Annotated in this window: 15 protein-coding genes; 4 read left to right on the forward strand and 11 right to left on the reverse strand. The window is 69.5% G+C overall.

Going from position 1 to position 17,525, the window contains the following annotated elements; translation table 11 throughout:
- Positions 1-80 precede the first annotated feature (80 nt).
- From OEB96_RS33025 to nadB, 11 genes are all read right to left on the reverse strand, one after another.
- Positions 81-668: a NuoI/complex I 23 kDa subunit family protein gene (locus OEB96_RS33025; protein WP_266220817.1), complete on the reverse strand. Its 588-nt coding sequence runs from the start codon at positions 666-668 to the stop codon at positions 81-83.
- A gap of 41 nt (positions 669-709) precedes the next feature.
- Positions 710-2,554, reverse strand: a complete 1,845-nt coding sequence (locus tag OEB96_RS33030) for a complex I subunit 1/NuoH family protein (RefSeq protein WP_323137460.1) — start codon at positions 2,552-2,554, stop codon at positions 710-712.
- A gap of 38 nt (positions 2,555-2,592) precedes the next feature.
- Positions 2,593-4,359, reverse strand: a complete 1,767-nt coding sequence (locus tag OEB96_RS33035; protein ID WP_266220818.1) for a 2Fe-2S iron-sulfur cluster-binding protein — start codon at positions 4,357-4,359, stop codon at positions 2,593-2,595.
- 2 nt (positions 4,360-4,361) lie between these two features.
- Positions 4,362-5,684: an NADH-quinone oxidoreductase subunit D gene (locus OEB96_RS33040; protein WP_266220819.1), complete on the reverse strand. Its 1,323-nt coding sequence runs from the start codon at positions 5,682-5,684 to the stop codon at positions 4,362-4,364.
- A gap of 15 nt (positions 5,685-5,699) precedes the next feature.
- Positions 5,700-6,248: an NADH-quinone oxidoreductase subunit C gene (locus OEB96_RS33045; protein WP_266220820.1), complete on the reverse strand. Its 549-nt coding sequence runs from the start codon at positions 6,246-6,248 to the stop codon at positions 5,700-5,702.
- Positions 6,249-6,322: 74 nt separating this feature from the next.
- Positions 6,323-6,913, reverse strand: coding sequence for an NADH-quinone oxidoreductase subunit B (locus OEB96_RS33050; protein WP_266220821.1), 591 nt, complete (start codon positions 6,911-6,913; stop codon positions 6,323-6,325).
- Positions 6,914-6,970: 57 nt separating this feature from the next.
- Positions 6,971-7,375 carry an NADH-quinone oxidoreductase subunit A gene (locus OEB96_RS33055; RefSeq protein WP_266220822.1) on the reverse strand — a complete coding sequence of 135 codons (405 nt, stop codon included), beginning with the start codon at positions 7,373-7,375 and terminating at the stop codon, positions 6,971-6,973.
- A gap of 114 nt (positions 7,376-7,489) precedes the next feature.
- Complete coding sequence (locus OEB96_RS33060; protein ID WP_266220823.1) at positions 7,490-8,014, reverse strand: macro domain-containing protein; 525 nt, start codon at positions 8,012-8,014, stop codon at positions 7,490-7,492.
- Between the two features lie 101 nt (positions 8,015-8,115).
- Positions 8,116-8,613, reverse strand: coding sequence for a CarD family transcriptional regulator (locus tag OEB96_RS33065; RefSeq protein ID WP_266220824.1), 498 nt, complete (start codon positions 8,611-8,613; stop codon positions 8,116-8,118).
- 230 nt (positions 8,614-8,843) lie between these two features.
- Positions 8,844-9,506 carry a hypothetical protein gene (locus OEB96_RS33070; protein ID WP_266220825.1) on the reverse strand — a complete coding sequence of 221 codons (663 nt, stop codon included), beginning with the start codon at positions 9,504-9,506 and terminating at the stop codon, positions 8,844-8,846.
- Positions 9,503-11,113: an L-aspartate oxidase gene (gene nadB, locus OEB96_RS33075; protein ID WP_266220826.1), complete on the reverse strand. Its 1,611-nt coding sequence runs from the start codon at positions 11,111-11,113 to the stop codon at positions 9,503-9,505. The genes OEB96_RS33070 and nadB overlap by 4 nt, the downstream gene beginning before the upstream one ends.
- A 145-nt stretch (positions 11,114-11,258) precedes the next feature.
- On the opposite strand from nadB, the gene OEB96_RS33080 reads away from it, so the two are divergent.
- The 4 genes from OEB96_RS33080 to OEB96_RS33095 all read left to right on the forward strand — a co-directional run bounded on the left by OEB96_RS33080 (position 11,259) and on the right by OEB96_RS33095 (position 17,455).
- Positions 11,259-11,978: a lytic transglycosylase domain-containing protein gene (locus OEB96_RS33080; protein WP_266220827.1), complete on the forward strand. Its 720-nt coding sequence runs from the start codon at positions 11,259-11,261 to the stop codon at positions 11,976-11,978.
- A gap of 61 nt (positions 11,979-12,039) precedes the next feature.
- Positions 12,040-12,984 (forward strand): hypothetical protein, encoded by a 945-nt coding sequence (locus tag OEB96_RS33085; protein WP_266220828.1) that lies wholly within the window; start codon positions 12,040-12,042, stop codon positions 12,982-12,984.
- Positions 12,985-13,070: 86 nt separating this feature from the next.
- A complete protein-coding gene (locus OEB96_RS33090; protein ID WP_266220829.1) occupies positions 13,071-13,997 on the forward strand; it encodes a serine/threonine-protein kinase in 927 nt (308 codons plus the stop codon).
- Between the two features lie 230 nt (positions 13,998-14,227).
- The gene (locus tag OEB96_RS33095; RefSeq protein WP_266220830.1) at positions 14,228-17,455 is read left to right on the forward strand and encodes a hypothetical protein; all 3,228 of its coding nucleotides are present in this window, start codon (positions 14,228-14,230) and stop codon (positions 17,453-17,455) included.
- Positions 17,456-17,525 lie beyond the last annotated feature (70 nt).

Here is a 17,525-nt window from a genome sequence, read left to right on the forward strand (position 1 = left end):
CGACGCGAAAAGTGGTCGTGCACCGCTACGCAACAACGCTCTTGACAGCGGCGTTCGCCACCGTCCCTGGCCGCCGGCCATCAGCGCGGATCGTGGGTGAAGCGGGGGTCGGCCTTGGGCGCCTGCTCGCGGTAGCTCGCTCCGAGCCCGCCTTGAACGGCCACGCTCTGCTCGCCGCGGCTCATCAGCTCGACCTTGCCGAGCACCGCCTCCGCGCGCGTCTCGGTGGGGATCCAGTGCTCGCGGGTGTCCATGCGGATGGCATCGCAGGGGCACGCCTCCACGCAGAAGCCACACACCACGCACTTGAGCTCGTCGATCACGAAGCTGCGGGGCGCCTTCTCGGCGTCGTCGCGTCGATCCTCGGCCTCGATGTAGATGCACCGGGCCGGGCACACGGTGGAGCAGCACATGCAGGCCACGCAGCGCACCGAGCCGTCCTCGCGGTGCATCAGTCGGTGCACCCCGCGGAAGCGCTCGGGGTAGTAGTCCTTGACGTCCACCCCGGGCTCTCCGTAGCGGATCGTCTCCACGTCGCCGTGCCCCGGCGTGAACGTGTTCTTGAAGAAGTGACGCGCCGTGGTGAGCAGGCCCTCGAGGATCGCGGGCAGGAAGATCTGATCGCGAGTGGTCCGCTGCAGGGAGACCTTCTTGACGCTGATGGTCATGGTGGCTTGGTCCTTGGTGAAGGCGGTGGGACGACGGCGGGCTACGACGCCGGGTTGGCGCCCGGCATCAGCAGGTACACCAGGATCGCGGTGAGCACGATGTTGGCGATCGACAGCGGAAGCAGACCCTTCCACCCCAGGCTCATGAGCTGGTCGTAGCGGAAGCGCGGCAGTGTCCAGCGGATGAGCAGCTGCACGCCGCACAGCAGGAACACCTTGCCGCCCCAGATGATCATGCCCAGGCCGACCACCAGGATGTGCGGGATCTCGGTGCCCCAGCCCGTGAACAACGACCACACGCCGATGAACAGGTGGATGATGCCCACCAGGGCCACGGTGGCCCCGAACAGCTCGCCCGCCTTGCCGGTCCGCCACGCGGCGACGCCCATCACGGTCAGGCCCGCGCCGGCCCCGAAGAGGAACAGTTGTGCCATCAAGGGGCTGCTGAACCCGGCGGGCCCGAGCATCCCGAACGGCAGGCCCCAGCCGCCCAGGAACAGGGTGGCGAGCATTGCCGACATGAAGATCACCTCGATGAACTCACCGAGGAAGAACAGGCCAAAGCGCATGCCCGAGTACTCGATGAAGTACCCGATGATCTCCGACTCGCCCTCGGGCAGGTCGAAGGGGGCGCGCTTGGTCTCCGCCATGGCGGCGGTGAAGAACAGGACGAACGCCAGCGGCTGCAGCGCGATGCCCCAGTAGGAGCTCTCCTGGGCCTTGACCAGCGCGTGGGGCTCGAGGGTGCCGTAGACGAGCAGCGCGCCCACGATGGTCAGGCCGATGGCGACCTCGTAGGAGATCATCTGCGCGCTCGCTCGCAGCGCGCCCAAGATCGCCCACTTGTTGTAGCTGGACCAGCCGGCCAGCGCGGTGCCGTAGGTGGCCAGCGAAGCGACCGCAAAGTAGTAGAGCAGGCCCACGTCGATCTGGGCGATCTGCAGCGGGGTGCCGCCGCGCCCGTCGGCGCACTGGGCCACGTCGGCGGCCGACAGCGGCTCGAGCATGCGGTCGTAGCACAGCGCATCGCCGAACGGCACGATGGCGAACACCACCAGGGCCGGGATGAAGGCGAACAGCGGGGCCGCCGAGTAGAGCGCGCGGTGGGCCTTGCGCGGGATGAAGTCCTCCTTGAACAGCATCTTCACGCCGTCGGCGATGAAGTGCGGGATGCCCCAGAGGCGCAAATTGGCCCCGCCGATCTTGAGGGCCGCCATGTTGGGGCCCAGGCGGTCCTGCATCATGGCGCTCTGCTTGCGCTCCATCCACGTCAGCAGCGAGGCCAGCGGCATGATGAAGCCCATGACCAGCAGCAGGATCTTGACCAGCGCCGGTCCGAGGTACTGCCCCACCCACGAGGGATCCTCGAAGCGAATGGGCATGCCGCCGTGGTCCTGCCCATCGACGGTGAAGGCCAGGCGGGCCTTGCCCTCGCGGTACTCGTCGTCGGCCACGAGCTGCTCGCCCTCGGCCTCGACCACCGGGCGCACGTCGCCCGAGCCCAGGAAGTAGCCGGAGTCCACGCCCACGTGGAAGGTCATGCGCTCGCCCGGGGCGAGCCGGCCGGGCTTGGCGTCGTCGCCCACCGCAAAGCCGACCCAGTCGGGGGTGCTCTCGTCCACGCGCACCCGGCCGATCACGACCGGCTTCTCGGAGATGTTGACCAGCGACACGGCCACCGGGCGCGTGTCGGGGTGGAAGACGAGCTCGCCGGGCTCGGTGCGCACGGCCACCGGATCCTCGGTGGCCGTCGGCGGCTCGCCGCATGCGGTGGACAGCACGCCCAGGAGCACGGCCAGGGTCAGCACGGAGGCCGACCGGAGCACGCCCGCGTGCCGTCGCAGGGATTCGGCCAGGGAGGAGAGGATCGAGGTCACTTGGGTCATCTCGGTCTCGCTCTAGAGTGGTTCGATCGATCGCGCCTCTACCCGCGCATGTTGGCCCAGCGCAGCAGGGTGGGGCGCATGGCCTTGGGGTCGGTGACGAGCGCCTGCAGCTCGGCGTGCTCGTGCTCGTCGGCCAGCAGGCGCGTGCGCTCCTTGGCCGTCGCAACGTTGCGCAGGCCCATGGCCAGCATCAGATCCCGCAGCAGGTCGGCGCGGTGCTTGCGGTCGTGCTCGGGTCGCCACGCGGGCTGGACCACGCGCAGCAGGCCCTGACGGTTGGTGTAGGTGCCGAGGATCTCCGCCCAGCTCGCCGCGGGCAGCACGATCGAGCAGGCGCTGGACAGCGGGGTGCGGCGCGAGGCCAGGCACACCGAGGTGATGTTCGCCAGGCCCGCGAGCGCGACCTCGGACAGCTCGCCGCTGTCGTCGAGGAACAGCACCGCGTCGTAGGCCCGGCCGGCCAGCTCGAGCGCGAGCTCGGCCTCGTGCTTGTCCACGTCGCCCGCGGACCCGGCCGCGGCATCGTGGGCGCCGTTGGTGTTGGGGTTCTTGTCGGCGTCGCGGAGGATCGCGTCGCCCTCGCCCCGCGGGTGGCCCAGCACGTAGCGCGTGGCCGTGATGCCCTCGCGACCCTTGACCGACGTGGCCAGCACCTCGGCCAGCTCGCGCAGGGCATCGTTGGCCTCGTTGGTGGCGCTCGACGAGAACACCACCGCGAGCTTGCGGGCCTTGGTGAGGCGGGTGGCCACCGTGGCGATCGCGTCGGCCAAGGGCACGGTGGCCCCGTCGACCTCGGCCCGGTGCACGCGCGCCTGGGGGTCGAGCTCCTTGTAGGTGTAGCGGCCCTCGTCGCACATCCAGTGGCCGTTGACCGCGGGATCGAAGCGAGGCACCACGCGGTAGGCCTGCTCGTGCTTGGTGTGCAGCTCCACCGCGCAGCCGGTGGCGCAGCCGTTGCACGTGGTGGGCGTGGCGTGCAGCTCCCAGGCCCGGATCGCAAAGCGGAAGTCCTTGGCCGTCAGGGCGCCCACCGGGCAGATGTCGACCGTGTTGATCGAGTAGGCGTTGTCGAGCCGATGACCGTCGGCGATGTCGATCTGCTCGTGGTCGCCGCGCCAGCTCATGGTGAGCTCGGCGGTCCCGGGGATCTCCTCACAGAACCGCACGCAGCGGCTGCACAGGATGCAGCGCTCGGCGTCGAGCACGATCTCGCGGCCGATGTCCTTGTGCTTGGGCTTTCTGATCTTGGGCACGTCCACCCGCGTGAGCTGGTGGTCGTGCGCCATGTAGTGCCGCTGCAGCGTGCACTCGCCGGCCTTGTCGCAGATCGGGCAGTCGATGGGGTGGTTCTTGAGCGTGAACTCGAGCATCTCCCGGCGGGCCTTGAGGACCGTGGGGCTGCTCGTGTGCACCACCATGCCCTCGGCCACCGGCACCTGGCACGACGGCTGGAGCTTGCCCATCTTCTCGATCTCCACCAGGCACTGCCGGCAGCTGGCCGCGATCGACAGCCCCTGGTGGTAGCAGAAGTGACAGACCTCCTCGCCGAGCAGGCCCGAGGCCTCGAGCACGTTGGTGCCCTTGGCCACGGTGACCTCCTTGCCGTCGATGGTGAGGGTCACCGTCTCTTGACCCTCGGTCGGCTCGGCGGGTCGGTTGGGCGCGACCGGCGGGGCCCAGCCCTCGGGCGCGTGCGGGCGCGGGTCCATGCCCACGCGCGGGGCCGGAGCCACGCTCGGGGGCGGCAGCGTGCCGGGCGTGGGCGGGATGGTCGAGCTGGTGGAGCGGCTGTCGTGGTTGGACATTGTTACCTATCGCACTCGCCGCCGATCATGTTGATCGAGCCGAAGATGGGGACGACGTCCGCGATGTTGGCTCCGACGATCATCTGGCGGAGCGCGGACGTGATGTAGAAGCAAGGGGGGCGGCAGCGGCACTTGTAGGGGCGCCCGGTGCCGTCGCTGACGACGTAGAAGCCGAGCTCCCCGTTGCCGCCCTCGGTGTAGCTGTAGGCCTCGCCCGGCGGCACCTTGATGCCGTCCATGATGAGCTTGAAGTGGGCGATCATGCCCTCGATGGAGTTGTAGACCTCGCGCTTGGCGGGCAGGGCGATGATGGGGTCGTCGATGATCACGGGGCCGGGCGGGATCTGCACCAGCGCCTGCTCGACGATCCGCATGCTCTGCTCCATCTCCTCGATGCGCACGAGGTAGCGGGCGAGGTTGTCGCCCCCGTCGGCGACGGGCACGACCCAGTCGAAGTGGTCGTAGACCGAGTAGGGGTGATCCTTGCGGACGTCGTAGTCGACCCCGCAACCCCGCAGCGTGGGGCCGGTGATGCCGTACGAGATCGCATCGGCGGCCGAGATGAAGCCCACGTTCTCCATGCGGTCGAGGAAGATGCGGTTGCGCTCGACCAGCTTGCGGATGTCGGTGATGTAGCCGCGGATCTTGACCAGCTTGGCGCGGACCTTGTCCTCGAACCCGTCGGTCAGGTCCCAGGCCACGCCGCCGATGCGGGCGTAGCTGTGGGTCAGCCGCGCGCCGGACAGCTCCTCGAGCAGGTCCCACACGTGCTCGCGAGCGCGGTTGCCATAGAAGAACGTGGTCAGGCCCCCGAGCTCGGCCAGCGAGGCGGTGATGCAGGTGAGGTGGTCGCTGACGCGAGCGAGCTCGCCCGCGATCACGCGGATGTACTCGGCGCGCTCGGGGATCTCGGCCGTGATGCCCAGGAGCTTCTCGACCGCCATCGCAAAGCCCACGTTGTTGAGCATGGGCGAGACGTAGTTGAGGCGATCGACGTAGGGGAAGATCTGCGACCAGGTCGAGCCCTCGCACTCCTTCTCGAACCCGCGGTGCAGGTAGCCCACCTGCACGTCGGCGTCCTTGATGAGCTCGCCGTCGATGCGCAGCACGATGCGAACCGTGCCGTGCATGGCGGGGTGGCTGGGGCCCATGTTGACGATGACCTCCTCGGTCGGCAGCCGCTCGGCCTCGTCGGCGAACTGCTGCAGCGAGGGGGACAGCCGCAGCTCGCCGGCCTGACGTCCTGAGGTGTCGTAGGTCTGCGCGAGGTTCTCGGCGACCGTGGGAGGGGCTTGGGGAGTGGTGATCGACTTGGCAGCGGTCACGGTGGTGCTCCGTTCCTACTCCACGCGGCGATCGTGGCTGTTGGCCAGGAGGCGGGTGGTCTGGTCGTCGGTGGCAGGAGCGTCGGGCCGCCGGATGAGCGGCTGCCGGGCGTTCTGCGGGTAGTCCTTGCGCAGCGGGTGGCCGACGAACTCCTCGTACATCAGGATGCGGCGCAGGTCGGGGTGGTCCTTGAAGCGGACTCCGTAGAGGTCCCACGCCTCGCGCTCGGCCCAGGCCGCCGCGTGCCAGAGGCCCGTGGCGGAGGGGACCCAGCACTCGCTCTCCTCTTGGTCCACGCCCACCTTGATCCGGATGCGGTGCTTGTGACGCAGGCTGTAGAGGTGATAGACGACCTCGAAGCGCGGTGCCTGGCCGAGCCAGTCGACCACGGTGAGGTCGCTGAGCATGGCGAAGTCGAGCTCCGGGTCGTCGCGCAGGAGCGCGAGGACCTCGAGCAGGTGGTCGCGGGAGATCAGCGCCATCTCGTCACCCACGTAGGTGCCCGACTCGAGCACGGCGTGGGGGAGTCGTTCGGTGAGGAGGTCGAGGACGCGTTGGGCCATGATCTGGCTGGGTTTCGGCTGGTACCGGCGAGTGGGCTGGTGACGCGGGGAGGGCGGAAGGGGCGAGCCGGGCCCTAGCGGACGCGGCCGTCCTTGGGCATGCGCTCTTCGGGAGGCAGGGTCATGCTGGTGCCGTCGCTGAGCACGGGGAGGTGGCGACGGTCGCGGTAGCCGATGGCGGCGGTGTTGCCCAGCTCGGCCTGCACGTGCCCGCGGTGCTCCTGGATCCGGCGCTGCAGCGCCATCAGTCCGTCGAGCACCTGCTCGGGTCGGGGCGGGCAGCCGGGCACGTAGACGTCGACGGGGATGACCTGATCGGCGCCGGGCATGACCGTGTAGTTCTGGTAGAAGCCGCCGGTCGAGGCACACACGCCAAACGCCATCACCCACTTGGGGTCGGGCATCTGGTCGTAGATGCGCCGCAGCACCGGAGCCTGACGCTCGGTGATCGTGCCGATGACGATCAGCAGATCGGCCTGTCGCGGCGAGAAGCGCGGGAATTCGGCGCCGAAGCGGGCGATGTCGTAGCGCGCCCCCATCGTCGACATGAACTCCATCGCACAGCAGGCGGTGGCGAACGGGTAGGTGAACAGGCTGTACTTCTGCGCCCAGTTCACGGCGTCCTGGAGGACGGTGGGGACGAAGGTGGGGTTTTGGTGGCTCATCGAATCACCTCGCGTCGACAAGGGTCGTCATGCCCGAACTCATGCCCAAGCTAATGCCTATGCCCAATCGAGGGCCTTCTTGCGCCAGATGTAGGCCAAGCCGACGACGAGGATGGCCAGGAAGATCAGCATCTCGACCAGGCCGAACAGCGAGGCCTCGCCGGTGCACACGCCGGCCGCATCGAGCGGCACCGAGCAGCTGAGCTCGCGAAACAGCGATGCCCACGGGTAGAGGAACGCGACCTCGATGTCGAACACGAGGAAGAGGATCGCGACCTGGTAGAACTTGACGCTGAACTTGACGCGGGGGCTGCCGATCGGCTCGCTGCCGCACTCGAAGGGCTCGTCCTTGATCGCGGTGGCCCGCTTGGGGCCCAAGATCATGGTGAGCCCGAGCATCACGGCCGCGAAGCCCAGGGCGAAGACCACGAACATCAATGCGGGGAGGTACGATTCGGCCATGGGGCAGGGGTCCGGTGCGCGGCCTCTACTAACACAGGGCGAAGCGCTCCGCGACCCCGCCGAAGGCTCCTCGCAAGGCCCGTGCGGCGCCCCTGGCCGCCCACCAGACCCGCGCTAGCCGGTCCCCTCGATCGCCATCTCGAACACCTCCACCTCGTCGGCGTCCTTGGCCATCAAGAGCACCTGGAGGGGGCGATCGCCGCGGTACGATCGGAACTCGCTGTGGATCGCGCGGGCGGCCTCCTCGGCGGGAATTCCCTGGTCGAAGGCCCCCATCAGCGGGATGGCGATGCTCGTGAAGCCCTTGACCTGGCACGCGACCAGGACTGCGGCCGTTGCGCGAAGGATGTCCTCGACCTGGACCTTGCCCCCCGGCTCGTCGGTGTTGGCCACGTGGATCAGGTTTCGGGCTCGCATGGAGCCCGCGCCGGTGACGAACGCCGCCCCCACGGCCAGCGGGGTGTGGGCCAGGACCTGCGACTCGATCGCGGTGCCCGCGAGATCTCGCAGCTTGCTGGCCGGATAGCTCGACATCAGGCCCAGGGAGTTGGTCGGGCAGACGAACGCGTCCACGTCGACCTGCTCCCAGGGATCGGTACAGATCTGGATGGTGACCTGCTCGGTATTGTCGACCGCCACGGGACGCGTTGTAGCCGCTACGGTCGGCTGGGCAAAGGGGCTCGGATCGTGAGCCATGCGGTCCGGGCCGCCGCGCCCTCGAGTCCGCGAGCCCCGTGGGCCTAGTGCTGGGGCCGGAACGGAGCCTCGAGCGCGTCGATGATCTCGGCCTCTTGCGCTGATTGCGCGGCCATCAGCTCGCGAACCAGCAGCTCCCGCGCGGTGCGGAGCATCTGCCGCTCGCCGTGGGAGAGGGTCTTGCGGGACTTGAGCAGCGACAGATCGCGATAGACCTCGGCCACCTCGAAGAGCGAGCCGGTCCGGATCTTCTCCATGAAGCCCCGATAGCGGCGGTTCCAGGTCTGGCGGTCGTTGGGGATCTCGTGGTCGCGGAGGAGCTCGAACATCTCGTCGATCTCCTCGATCGTGGCCACCGAGCGCATCCCGTTCTCCTCGGCCTTGTGAACCGGAACGATGATCTTGAGGCCCGTGCCGACCACCCGCAGGTGGTAGAAGGCGATCTCGTCGCTGCCGATCTTCTTGTTCTCGAGGCCGATCACGTCCGCCACGCCGTGGGCGGGGTACACGGACTTGTCGCCGATGGTGAAGGACGGTTGCATACGGATTGGGTCACCGTTTGACGCCTCGGTGGTCCGCTGGCAAGGCGCGTGGACCGCAGGGGCAGGTCCATCTTGGGCCGCATTGCCGCAATCGCCCCGCAGAGGGCTGCGCGGACCTGCGCCGGCCCCGCGGTCTCGAATGTGCGCATTCTGGCGAGAACGATGATCCGCGGGCTTGCGCAGTAGCCGCTACGAACGCGGTATGCCCGCGCGTGCGGAGTTTTGCGGCATTAGCGCAGCCCCGTGATGCGCCAGCCCGCAGGGGTCTGCTCGAGGGTGAGCACCCGGCTGCCCTCGTAGCGCAGCTCGGCCCGGTGGAGATCGGCGCTCAGCTCGAGGGCCCCGGGCTCCTCGAGCGCCCGCTCGATGGCGTCGACCCGGGTGCTCCAGTCCTCCTCGAGCGCAGCGAGCAGCGGCTCGTGCATCAGGCTGCGCAACTCGGCGAGATCCGCCCGGCGCACCGCGGCGATGAAGGCCCGCACGGCCTGGGCCGGGGTGCTGGTGTCGAGGCGTCCGGGGAGTCCGTCGGTGATCTGCAGCGCGTCGTCGACCTGCGTCCAGTGCAGCACCCGTCCGCCGGGGTGCACGGTGGTGCCTCCGTGGAGCGGGTCCTGGAGGGCGGGGTCGAGCGACTCTGCCGCGGCGATCGCCTGGGCGTGCTCGGCCGAGTCCGACTTCCAGCGGGCCTCGAATTCCTCGAACGACACCGTGGCCTGGACCTCGGGGGCGAGCAGGGCATAGGCCGCAGCGGGATCATCGGCGCGCAGGGCTTGCACATGGGCGTCGCGCAGGCGGGTGGGCGAGCGGGCCTGGCGATGACCGCAGCCGATCCCGAGCGCCACGCCGAACGCCACCGCGAGCCCGAGCCATCGTGAGCCGCGGCGTGCGTTCATGCGTCGGGCCCCTGGCGCTTGTTGAAGACGGTGTCGCACGCGAACTCGGCGTTCTGCTCGGGGTGGTCCAGAGTGTAGTGCAGGCCGCGGCTCTCCTTGCGTCGGCGAGCACACTCGATGATGAGGTGCCCCACCAACGCGATGTTGCGCAGCTCGAGCCCGTCGCGGGTGACCCGGAACCGCCAGTAGTACTCGTGGATCTCCTCGCGCAGCATCTCGATGCGCCGACGGGCGCGCTCGAGTCGCTTGTCGGAGCGCACGATGCCCACGAAGTTCCACATCAGGGCCCGCACCTCCTCCCAGTTGGCGCTGACCATGATGGCCTCGTCGGAATCCACGGCCGCACCCTCGTTCCAGTGGCTCACGCGGGCGGGGGGCTCGCGGAATTGCTCGTCGCAGATCTCGGCCGCGCCCGCGGCCAGGGCCACCGCCTCGAGCAGGCTGTTGGAGGCCAGGCGGCAGGCGCCGTGCATCCCGCTCATGGCCACCTCGCCGATCGCGAACAGGCCGGGCACGTCGGTGCGCCCCTGGGGATCGACCACGACGCCGCCGCACATGTAGTGGGCGGCCGGCACCACCGGGATGGGCTGCGTGGTGATGTCGATGCCGAGCGCCAGGCAGCGATCGTGGATCCCGGGGAAGCGCTCGCGCAGGAATTCGGCCGGGCGATGGGTGACGTCGAGGAACACGCAGGGCTCGCCCGAGCGCTTGAGCTCGGCGTCGATCTCCCGCGCCACCACGTCGCGCGGGGCCAGGCTGCCCATGGGGTGGCGGCCGGCCATCAGGTCGCTGCGGTCGCGTCGTCGCAGGATTCCGCCCTCGCCCCGCACCGCCTCGCTCACCAGGAAGCTCTTGGCCTCGGGGTGATAGAGGCAGGTGGGGTGGAACTGCATGAACTCGAGGTTGGCCACCGTGGCCCCGATTCGATAGGCCATCGCCACGCCGTCGGCGGTGGCCACGTCGGGGTTGCTGGTATAGCGGTAGACCTTGCCCGCACCGCCGGCGGCCAGCACGGTGATCGAGGCCACGTGGGCGCAGACCTGCTGCGTGCGGGTGTCGAGGGCGTAGGCGCCGAAGCAGCCGCGGGTGCCATCGACCTTGGTCCACGACAGCAGGTCCACCACCATCTGGTGCGCGAGCACGGTGATGTTGGGATGGGCCTGCGCGGCGGCGAGCAGCGCTCGCACCAGCTCGGCGCCCGTCATGTCGTGGTGGTGGACCACGCGTCGGTGGCTGTGGCCGCCCTCGCGGCCCAGCGCGAACGGGCCCTCGGTGCCGCCGTGCTCGCGATCGAAGCGGACCCCGTAGGTATCGGCGAGATCGCGCACGAGGCCAGGGGCTCGCTCGACGGTGCGCTCGACCATGTCCTCGTGGCACAGGCCCGCGCCGACCTTCAGGGTGTCGGCCACGTGGGCCTGCAGCGTGTCGTCCACGCTGAACACGGCCGAGATTCCTCCCTGCGCCCACTGGGTGTTCGAACTCTCGGGCAGCGCCTTGGTGAGGACCGTGACCGGACCCCGATCGGCCACCTGAAGCGCGAAATACAGGCCCGCGAGGCCACTGCCGATGACCAGCGTGCGCGAGGTGTGGACGGGGGTGGAGGACACGAGTGCGCGGGAGCTTACCAGCCGCGGTGATCGAGCGCGCGCGTTCGAGCCCGCCCGAGGGCACGCTTGCGCGACTTCCGCGCCTTCGCCGGACCCCGGCCTTCGCTTTCTCGCCCCACCCGCCGCCTCGGGCTATGGTTGCCCGGTGCGGTCGCTCGCGCCGTCGTTCTTCCCGCTCGTGGTCCTGGGCGCGCTCCTGGGCGCCCTGCTGGGGAGTGCTCCACTCGCCCAGGCCGGGCGCAACAACTACTACGCCTATACCGACGCCAATGGCACGCTGCACGTGACCAACGTACCCGGGCGGACCCAGGGCGACTGGTCGCTGTACAAGTCGCTCGAGGGCAGTGGGGGCGACGACGTGGCTCGGGGTCGTGCGGCCGCCGGAGAGGCTCGCGTCCCGGTGCGGTCCGACTCGGAGCGCCTGCATCGCTACGACAGCTTCATTCGGGCCGCGGCCGGGCGCTACCAGCTGCCCGAGTCGCTCTTGCGCGCGGTGATCCACACCGAGAGCAACTTCTATGCCCAGGCGGTGTCGAGGGCGGGAGCGGTGGGGCTGATGCAGCTGATGCCCAAGACCGCCAAGGCGCTCGGCGTGCGCGACCCCTACGATCCGAGCCAGAGCATCCACGGCGGTGCGCGGTATCTTCGGCTCCTGGCCAATCGCTACGACGGCGACATGGTGCTGGTGCTCGCCGCCTACAACGCCGGGGCCGGCAACGTGGAGCGCTACGGGGGAGTTCCCCCGTTCGCAGAGACCCGGGCCTACGTGCGCTCGGTGCTGCGCCGCTACTACGCCTACGAGCGACAGGAGCAGCTCGGCGTCGACGAGGAGCGGCCGGGGCCCGCCCGGCACATCGCGCGCTGAAGCCATGACGAGGGGGGCGAGGTGGCGCGACGATTCCCGCGCGGTGCTATCGTGCTCGACGATGCGCCTTCGCTCCCCATGGGGTCGCTCCACCGCTGCCGTGCTCGGGACGGGTCTCGCGCTGCTCCTCGCCGCTGCCCCGGGCTGCTCGCGGATGGCCCAGGAGGGCGAGTTCGAGGAACTCGGCCTGGGCCATGCGTCATCGGAGCCACCGCCCGGGCTCATGCGGCCCGTGGCGCCCGACGATCTCGGCTCGGTCCACGAGCGCGGGCGCTTGCTGCATCAGCTCGAGAAGTCGCTGACGATGGCCTACGAGGACGGGCTGGCCTCGGTGGGCAGCGCGGGCACCGATGCGGTGCTCCCCCTGGTCGACGTCGATCCCGGCGGGCGCTCGGCGCAGGTGATGTTCGTGCGCTGGCGTCCGCTGGCCGACGGCCAGCTCCCGCCGCTGCGGGCGAGCACGGCGGAGCGGTGGCTGCTGGTCTCGATGCTGCTCACGCCCGATCGCGTGGTCGACGTGGAGCTGTTGCAGGGGCCGGTGGCCGAGGGCAGTCACCTGGCCACGCGCGTCGACACCGTGGTGGTGGCGGCCGAGCGCGCGCGACAGCTGGCGCCCGGGGCCCTGTTCCACCTGTTCGACCTCTACGAGGAGGTTCCGGCCCAGGGTCGCAAGGGCTCGGGCACCGCGGTGATGGGTCGGGTCTACGCGCTCTCGGCCGATGGTGACGGGCCCGACCTCGAGCTCGTGGTCGCGCCGCCCAAGCGACGAGAGCCGGCCGCCGTCACCGAGGCGGTGGTGGTGCATGCTCCCGCCATGATCTTCCAGGATCCCATGGAGATCGACACTCCCACGCCGGGTCCCATCACGGTCGCACGCGCGATGCTGCGCGGGCTCGAGGCCAAGCCGGTCACCGTGCAGTCACCGCAGGGTGCTTGGACCGTGGCCTCCGGCACGGGGCTGGTCCAGCGGGCGGAGACCGACGAAGGCGCGGAGCATCATCCGTAGATTCGGGAGTGGAGTCGATTCGGGCGAGCGAGGGATCGCCCGGCTGTTGCGCTGGCACGGGCTGCGGTACCGTCGGCTGAGCCTCCATGACCGACGGCACGCCCCGCTTGGCCACCGAAGAGCGCGAGACGTTCGAGCTCCCGACCGGCACCACCATCAGCTTCCACAAGCAGTATCAGGTGCTCGAGCACCTCGGCGAGGGCGGCATGGGCAAGGTCTACAAGGCCTTCGATCCGATCATGAACCGCTACGTGGCCCTCAAGGTCATGAAGGACGACGTGCCGGAGGGCGAGCAACGCCGCTTTCGCCGGGAGGCGCGGCTGTGCGGATCGTTCTCGCATCCCAACCTGGTGCGGGTGCTCGACGTGGGCACCACCGCCGAGCACGGCCTCTTCTGGTTCGTGATGGAGTTCCTCGAGGGGCGCGACATCGTGGGGGCGATGAAGCGCGGCCGGACCGTGCCGCTGCACGTGGTCTGCGAGATCTTTCGGCAGGTGCTCGAGGCCCTGCGCTACGTGCACCTTCGCGGCATCGTGCATCGCGATGTCAAGCCGGCCAACATCTTCGTCACGCGCGACGCCTACGATCCCGATCTGCGCACGGTCAAGCTCATCGACTTCGGGGTCGCGCGAGATCTCGGCGACGAGGCGCCCGAGGATCCTCGGCTCATCCTGGGCGACCCTCGCTACCTGCCGCCCGAGCAGAGCCGGCCGCAGGGGCCCGTGGATGGCCGTTCCGACCTCTATGCGCTGGGAATGACGTTCTACGAGGCGGTCACCGGGCACCACCCGTTCGAGGACGTGTTCGACCAGCACCCGCGAGAGCTGCTCAAGTGCCAGCGCGAGCGGGTGCCCGATCCCCCGAGCCGACACCTGCCGAGCAGCACCGATCCTCGCAAGTCGATGGCGATGGACGCCTTCTTTCGCAAGGCGTGTGCCAAGGATCCGGATCAGCGATTTCGCGACGCGCGGACCATGCAGCAGGCGCTCTTCGAGGTCGGACGCTACGCCTGAGGGCGATGCTGCGCACGCTGCTGCACGCTGCGTGATGTCAGGTACGGACCCGCGAGAAAATCATCGTCGAGTCTGTCATTCCTGCTTTCGGAGCTGGGCCTTCCTCTCGTAACGTCCACCTCGGAGGACTGGACCTGCCCATGAAGGTGGCTAAGCGAAGTTGGCTGAGATGGAGCCTGGGGGCATTGCTGCTCTCCAGCGCATGCGCGGACGACGTACCGATCGTACCGATGACCAGTGACACGGGCGAGAGCACGGGGACGAGCACGGGGGTCGGTCCGACGACCACCCCGACGATCGACCCGGACTCGACGACCAGCATCGATTCCGCTTCCGGTTCCGGGAGCAGCTCGGAGTCCACGGTGGGGCCCCTCGACACCACGATGGGCGAGTCCACGATGGGGACGACTGGTCCTGGTCCGGTGTGCGGTGACGATTTCGTCGACGCCGGGGAGGATTGCGATGGCGACGACCTGGCCGGAGAGGACTGCATCTCGCAGGGCTTCGACGCCGGTGAACTCGCGTGTGGGGACGACTGTACGTTCGATACCTCGAGCTGCGTGATGTTCTCGTGCGGCAACGACATGGTCGAGGGCATGGAGGCGTGCGATGGCGACGACCTCGCGGGTGAGGACTGCATCTCGCAGGGCTTCGACGCAGGAACCCTCGCGTGCGACGGTGCCTGTGCGTTCGACACGACGGGCTGCGTCACGTTCATGTGCGGCAACGACATGATCGAGGGCATGGAGGCGTGCGACGGCAACGACCTCGCGGGTGAGACGTGCCTGACCCAGGGCTTCGATGCCGGCATCCTGGGCTGTGCGGGCGACTGCACCTTCGACACGACGGGCTGCGCCACGTTCATGTGTGGCAACGGGATGATCGAGGGGATGGAGGCCTGCGATGGCATGGCGCTCGGCGGCGAGACGTGCATCACGCAGGGCTTCGATGCCGGCATGCTGGGCTGTACGCCTGGCTGTGCGTTCGACACCAGCGGCTGCATGAACTTCATGTGCGGCAACGGGGCGATCGAGCCGGGTGAGTCCTGCGACGGCATGGCGCTCGGTGGTCAGACCTGCATCAGCCAGGGCTTCGATGCCGGCGTGCTGGGCTGTACGCCCGGCTGTGCGTTCGACACCAGCGGCTGCATGGACTTCATGTGCGGCAACGGGGTGATCGACCCGGGTGAGGCCTGCGACGGCGCCAATCTGGCTGGTGAGGACTGCATCTCGCAGGGCTTCGCCGGTGGTGGCGTGCTGGCCTGTGATGCGGCGTGTGGATTCGACACGTCGATGTGCATCCCGGGTGGCGGTGCCGGTGCATGTTGCACGGCCAACGGCACGCCGGGCTGCGAGGACCCGGGCTGCGAGGCGGCCGTGTGCGGGCTGGATCCGTTCTGCTGCAGCAACCAGTGGGATGGGATCTGTGCCGACGAGGCGCTGGTCGAGCCGGCGTGCTCGGGCGTGAGCGACTGCCCGGTGGGTGGCGTGTGTGGCAACGGCGTGGCGGAGGCTGGTGAGGCCTGCGACGGCGCCGACCTGGCCGGTGAGGACTGCATCTCGCAGGGCTTCGCCGGCGGTGGCGTGCTGGCCTGTGATGCGGCGTGTGGATTCGACACGTCGATGTGCATCCCGGGCGGCGGCGCAGGAGCATGCTGCTCGGCCAACGGCACTCCGGGCTGTGAAGACCCGGGCTGCGAGGCGGCCGTGTGTGGGCTGGATCCGTTCTGCTGCAGCAACCAGTGGGATGGGATCTGCGCCGACGAGGCGCTGGTCGAGCCGGCGTGTGCGGGCGTGAGCGACTGCGGCGCTGGTGGCGTGTGTGGCAACGGCGTGGCGGAGGCCGGTGAGGCCTGCGACGGCGCCGACCTGGCCGGTGAGACCTGCATCTCGCAGGGCTTCGCCGGTGGCGGCGTGCTGGCCTGCGATGCGGCGTGCGGGTTCGACACGTCGATGTGCATCCCGGGCGGCGGCGCAGGAGCATGCTGCTCGGCCAACGGCACTCCGGGCTGTGAAGACCCGGGCTGCGAGGCGGCCGTGTGTGGGCTGGATCCGTTCTGCTGCAGCAACCAGTGGGATGGGATCTGCGCCGACGAGGCGCTGGTCGAGCCGGCGTGTGCGGGCGTGAGCGACTGCGGCGCTGGTGGCGTGTGTGGCAACGGCGTGGCGGAGGCCGGTGAGGCCTGCGACGGCGCCGACTTGGCCGGTGAGGACTGCATCTCGCAGGGCTTCGCTGGCGGTGGCGTGCTGGCCTGTGATGCGGCGTGTGGATTCGACACGTCGATGTGCATCCCGGGCGGCGGCGCAGGAGCATGCTGCTCGGCCAACGGCACTCCGGGCTGTGAAGACCCGGGCTGCGAGGCGGCCGTGTGTGGGCTGGATCCGTTCTGCTGCAGCAACCAGTGGGATGGGATCTGCGCCGACGAGGCGCTGGTCGAGCCGGCGTGTGCGGGCGTGAGCGACTGCGGCGCTGGTGGCGTGTGTGGCAACGGCGTGGCGGAGGCCGGTGAGGCCTGCGACGGCGCCGACTTGGCCGGCCAGGACTGCATCTCGCAGGGCTTCGCCGGCGGTGGCGTGCTGGCCTGTGATGCGGCGTGTGGATTCGACACGTCGATGTGCATCCCGGGCGGCGGCGCAGGAGCATGCTGCTCGGCCAACGGCACTCCGGGCTGTGAAGACCCGGGCTGCGAGGCGGCCGTGTGTGGGCTGGATCCGTTCTGCTGCAGCAACCAGTGGGATGGGATCTGCGCCGACGAGGCGCTGGTCGAGCCGGCGTGTGCGGGCGTGAGCGACTGCGGCGCTGGTGGCGTGTGTGGCAACGGCGTGGCGGAGGCCGGTGAGGCCTGCGACGGCGCCGACCTGGCCGGCCAGGACTGCATCTCGCAGGGCTTCGCCGGCGGTGGCGTGCTGGCCTGTGATGCGGCGTGTGGATTCGACACGTCGATGTGCATCCCGGGCGGCGGCGCAGGAGCATGCTGCTCGGCCAACGGCACTCCGGGCTGTGAAGACCCGGGCTGCGAGGCGGCCGTGTGTGGGCTGGATCCGTTCTGCTGCAGCAACCAGTGGGATGGGATCTGCGCCGACGAGGCGCTGGTCGAGCCGGCGTGTGCGGGCGTGAGCGACTGCGGTGCCGGTGGCGTGTGTGGCAACGGCGTGGCGGAGGCCGGTGAGGCTTGCGATGGCGCCGACTTGGCCGGCCAGGACTGCATCTCGCAGGGCTTCGCCGGCGGTGGCGTGCTGGCCTGTGATGCGGCGTGTGGATTCGACACCACGGGCTGCGTCGGCGGCGGCGGCGGTGCATGCTGCTCGGCGAACGGAACGCCGGGCTGCGACGACCCGGGCTGCGAGGCGGCCGTGTGCGGGCTCGATCCATTCTGCTGCAGCAACCAGTGGGATGGGATCTGCGCCGACGAGGCACTCGTCGAGCCCGCGTGCATGGGCGTGAGCGACTGTCCGTAGCCCCGGTCGCTCCGTTCGGGAGCCGACTTCGACCGAAGGCCGGAGCAGCGTTGCTGCTCCGGCCTTCGCG

It is taken from the genome of Paraliomyxa miuraensis (assembly GCF_026337845.1).
GTDB classification, from domain to species: Bacteria; Myxococcota_A; Polyangia; order Nannocystales; family Nannocystaceae; genus Paraliomyxa; species Paraliomyxa miuraensis.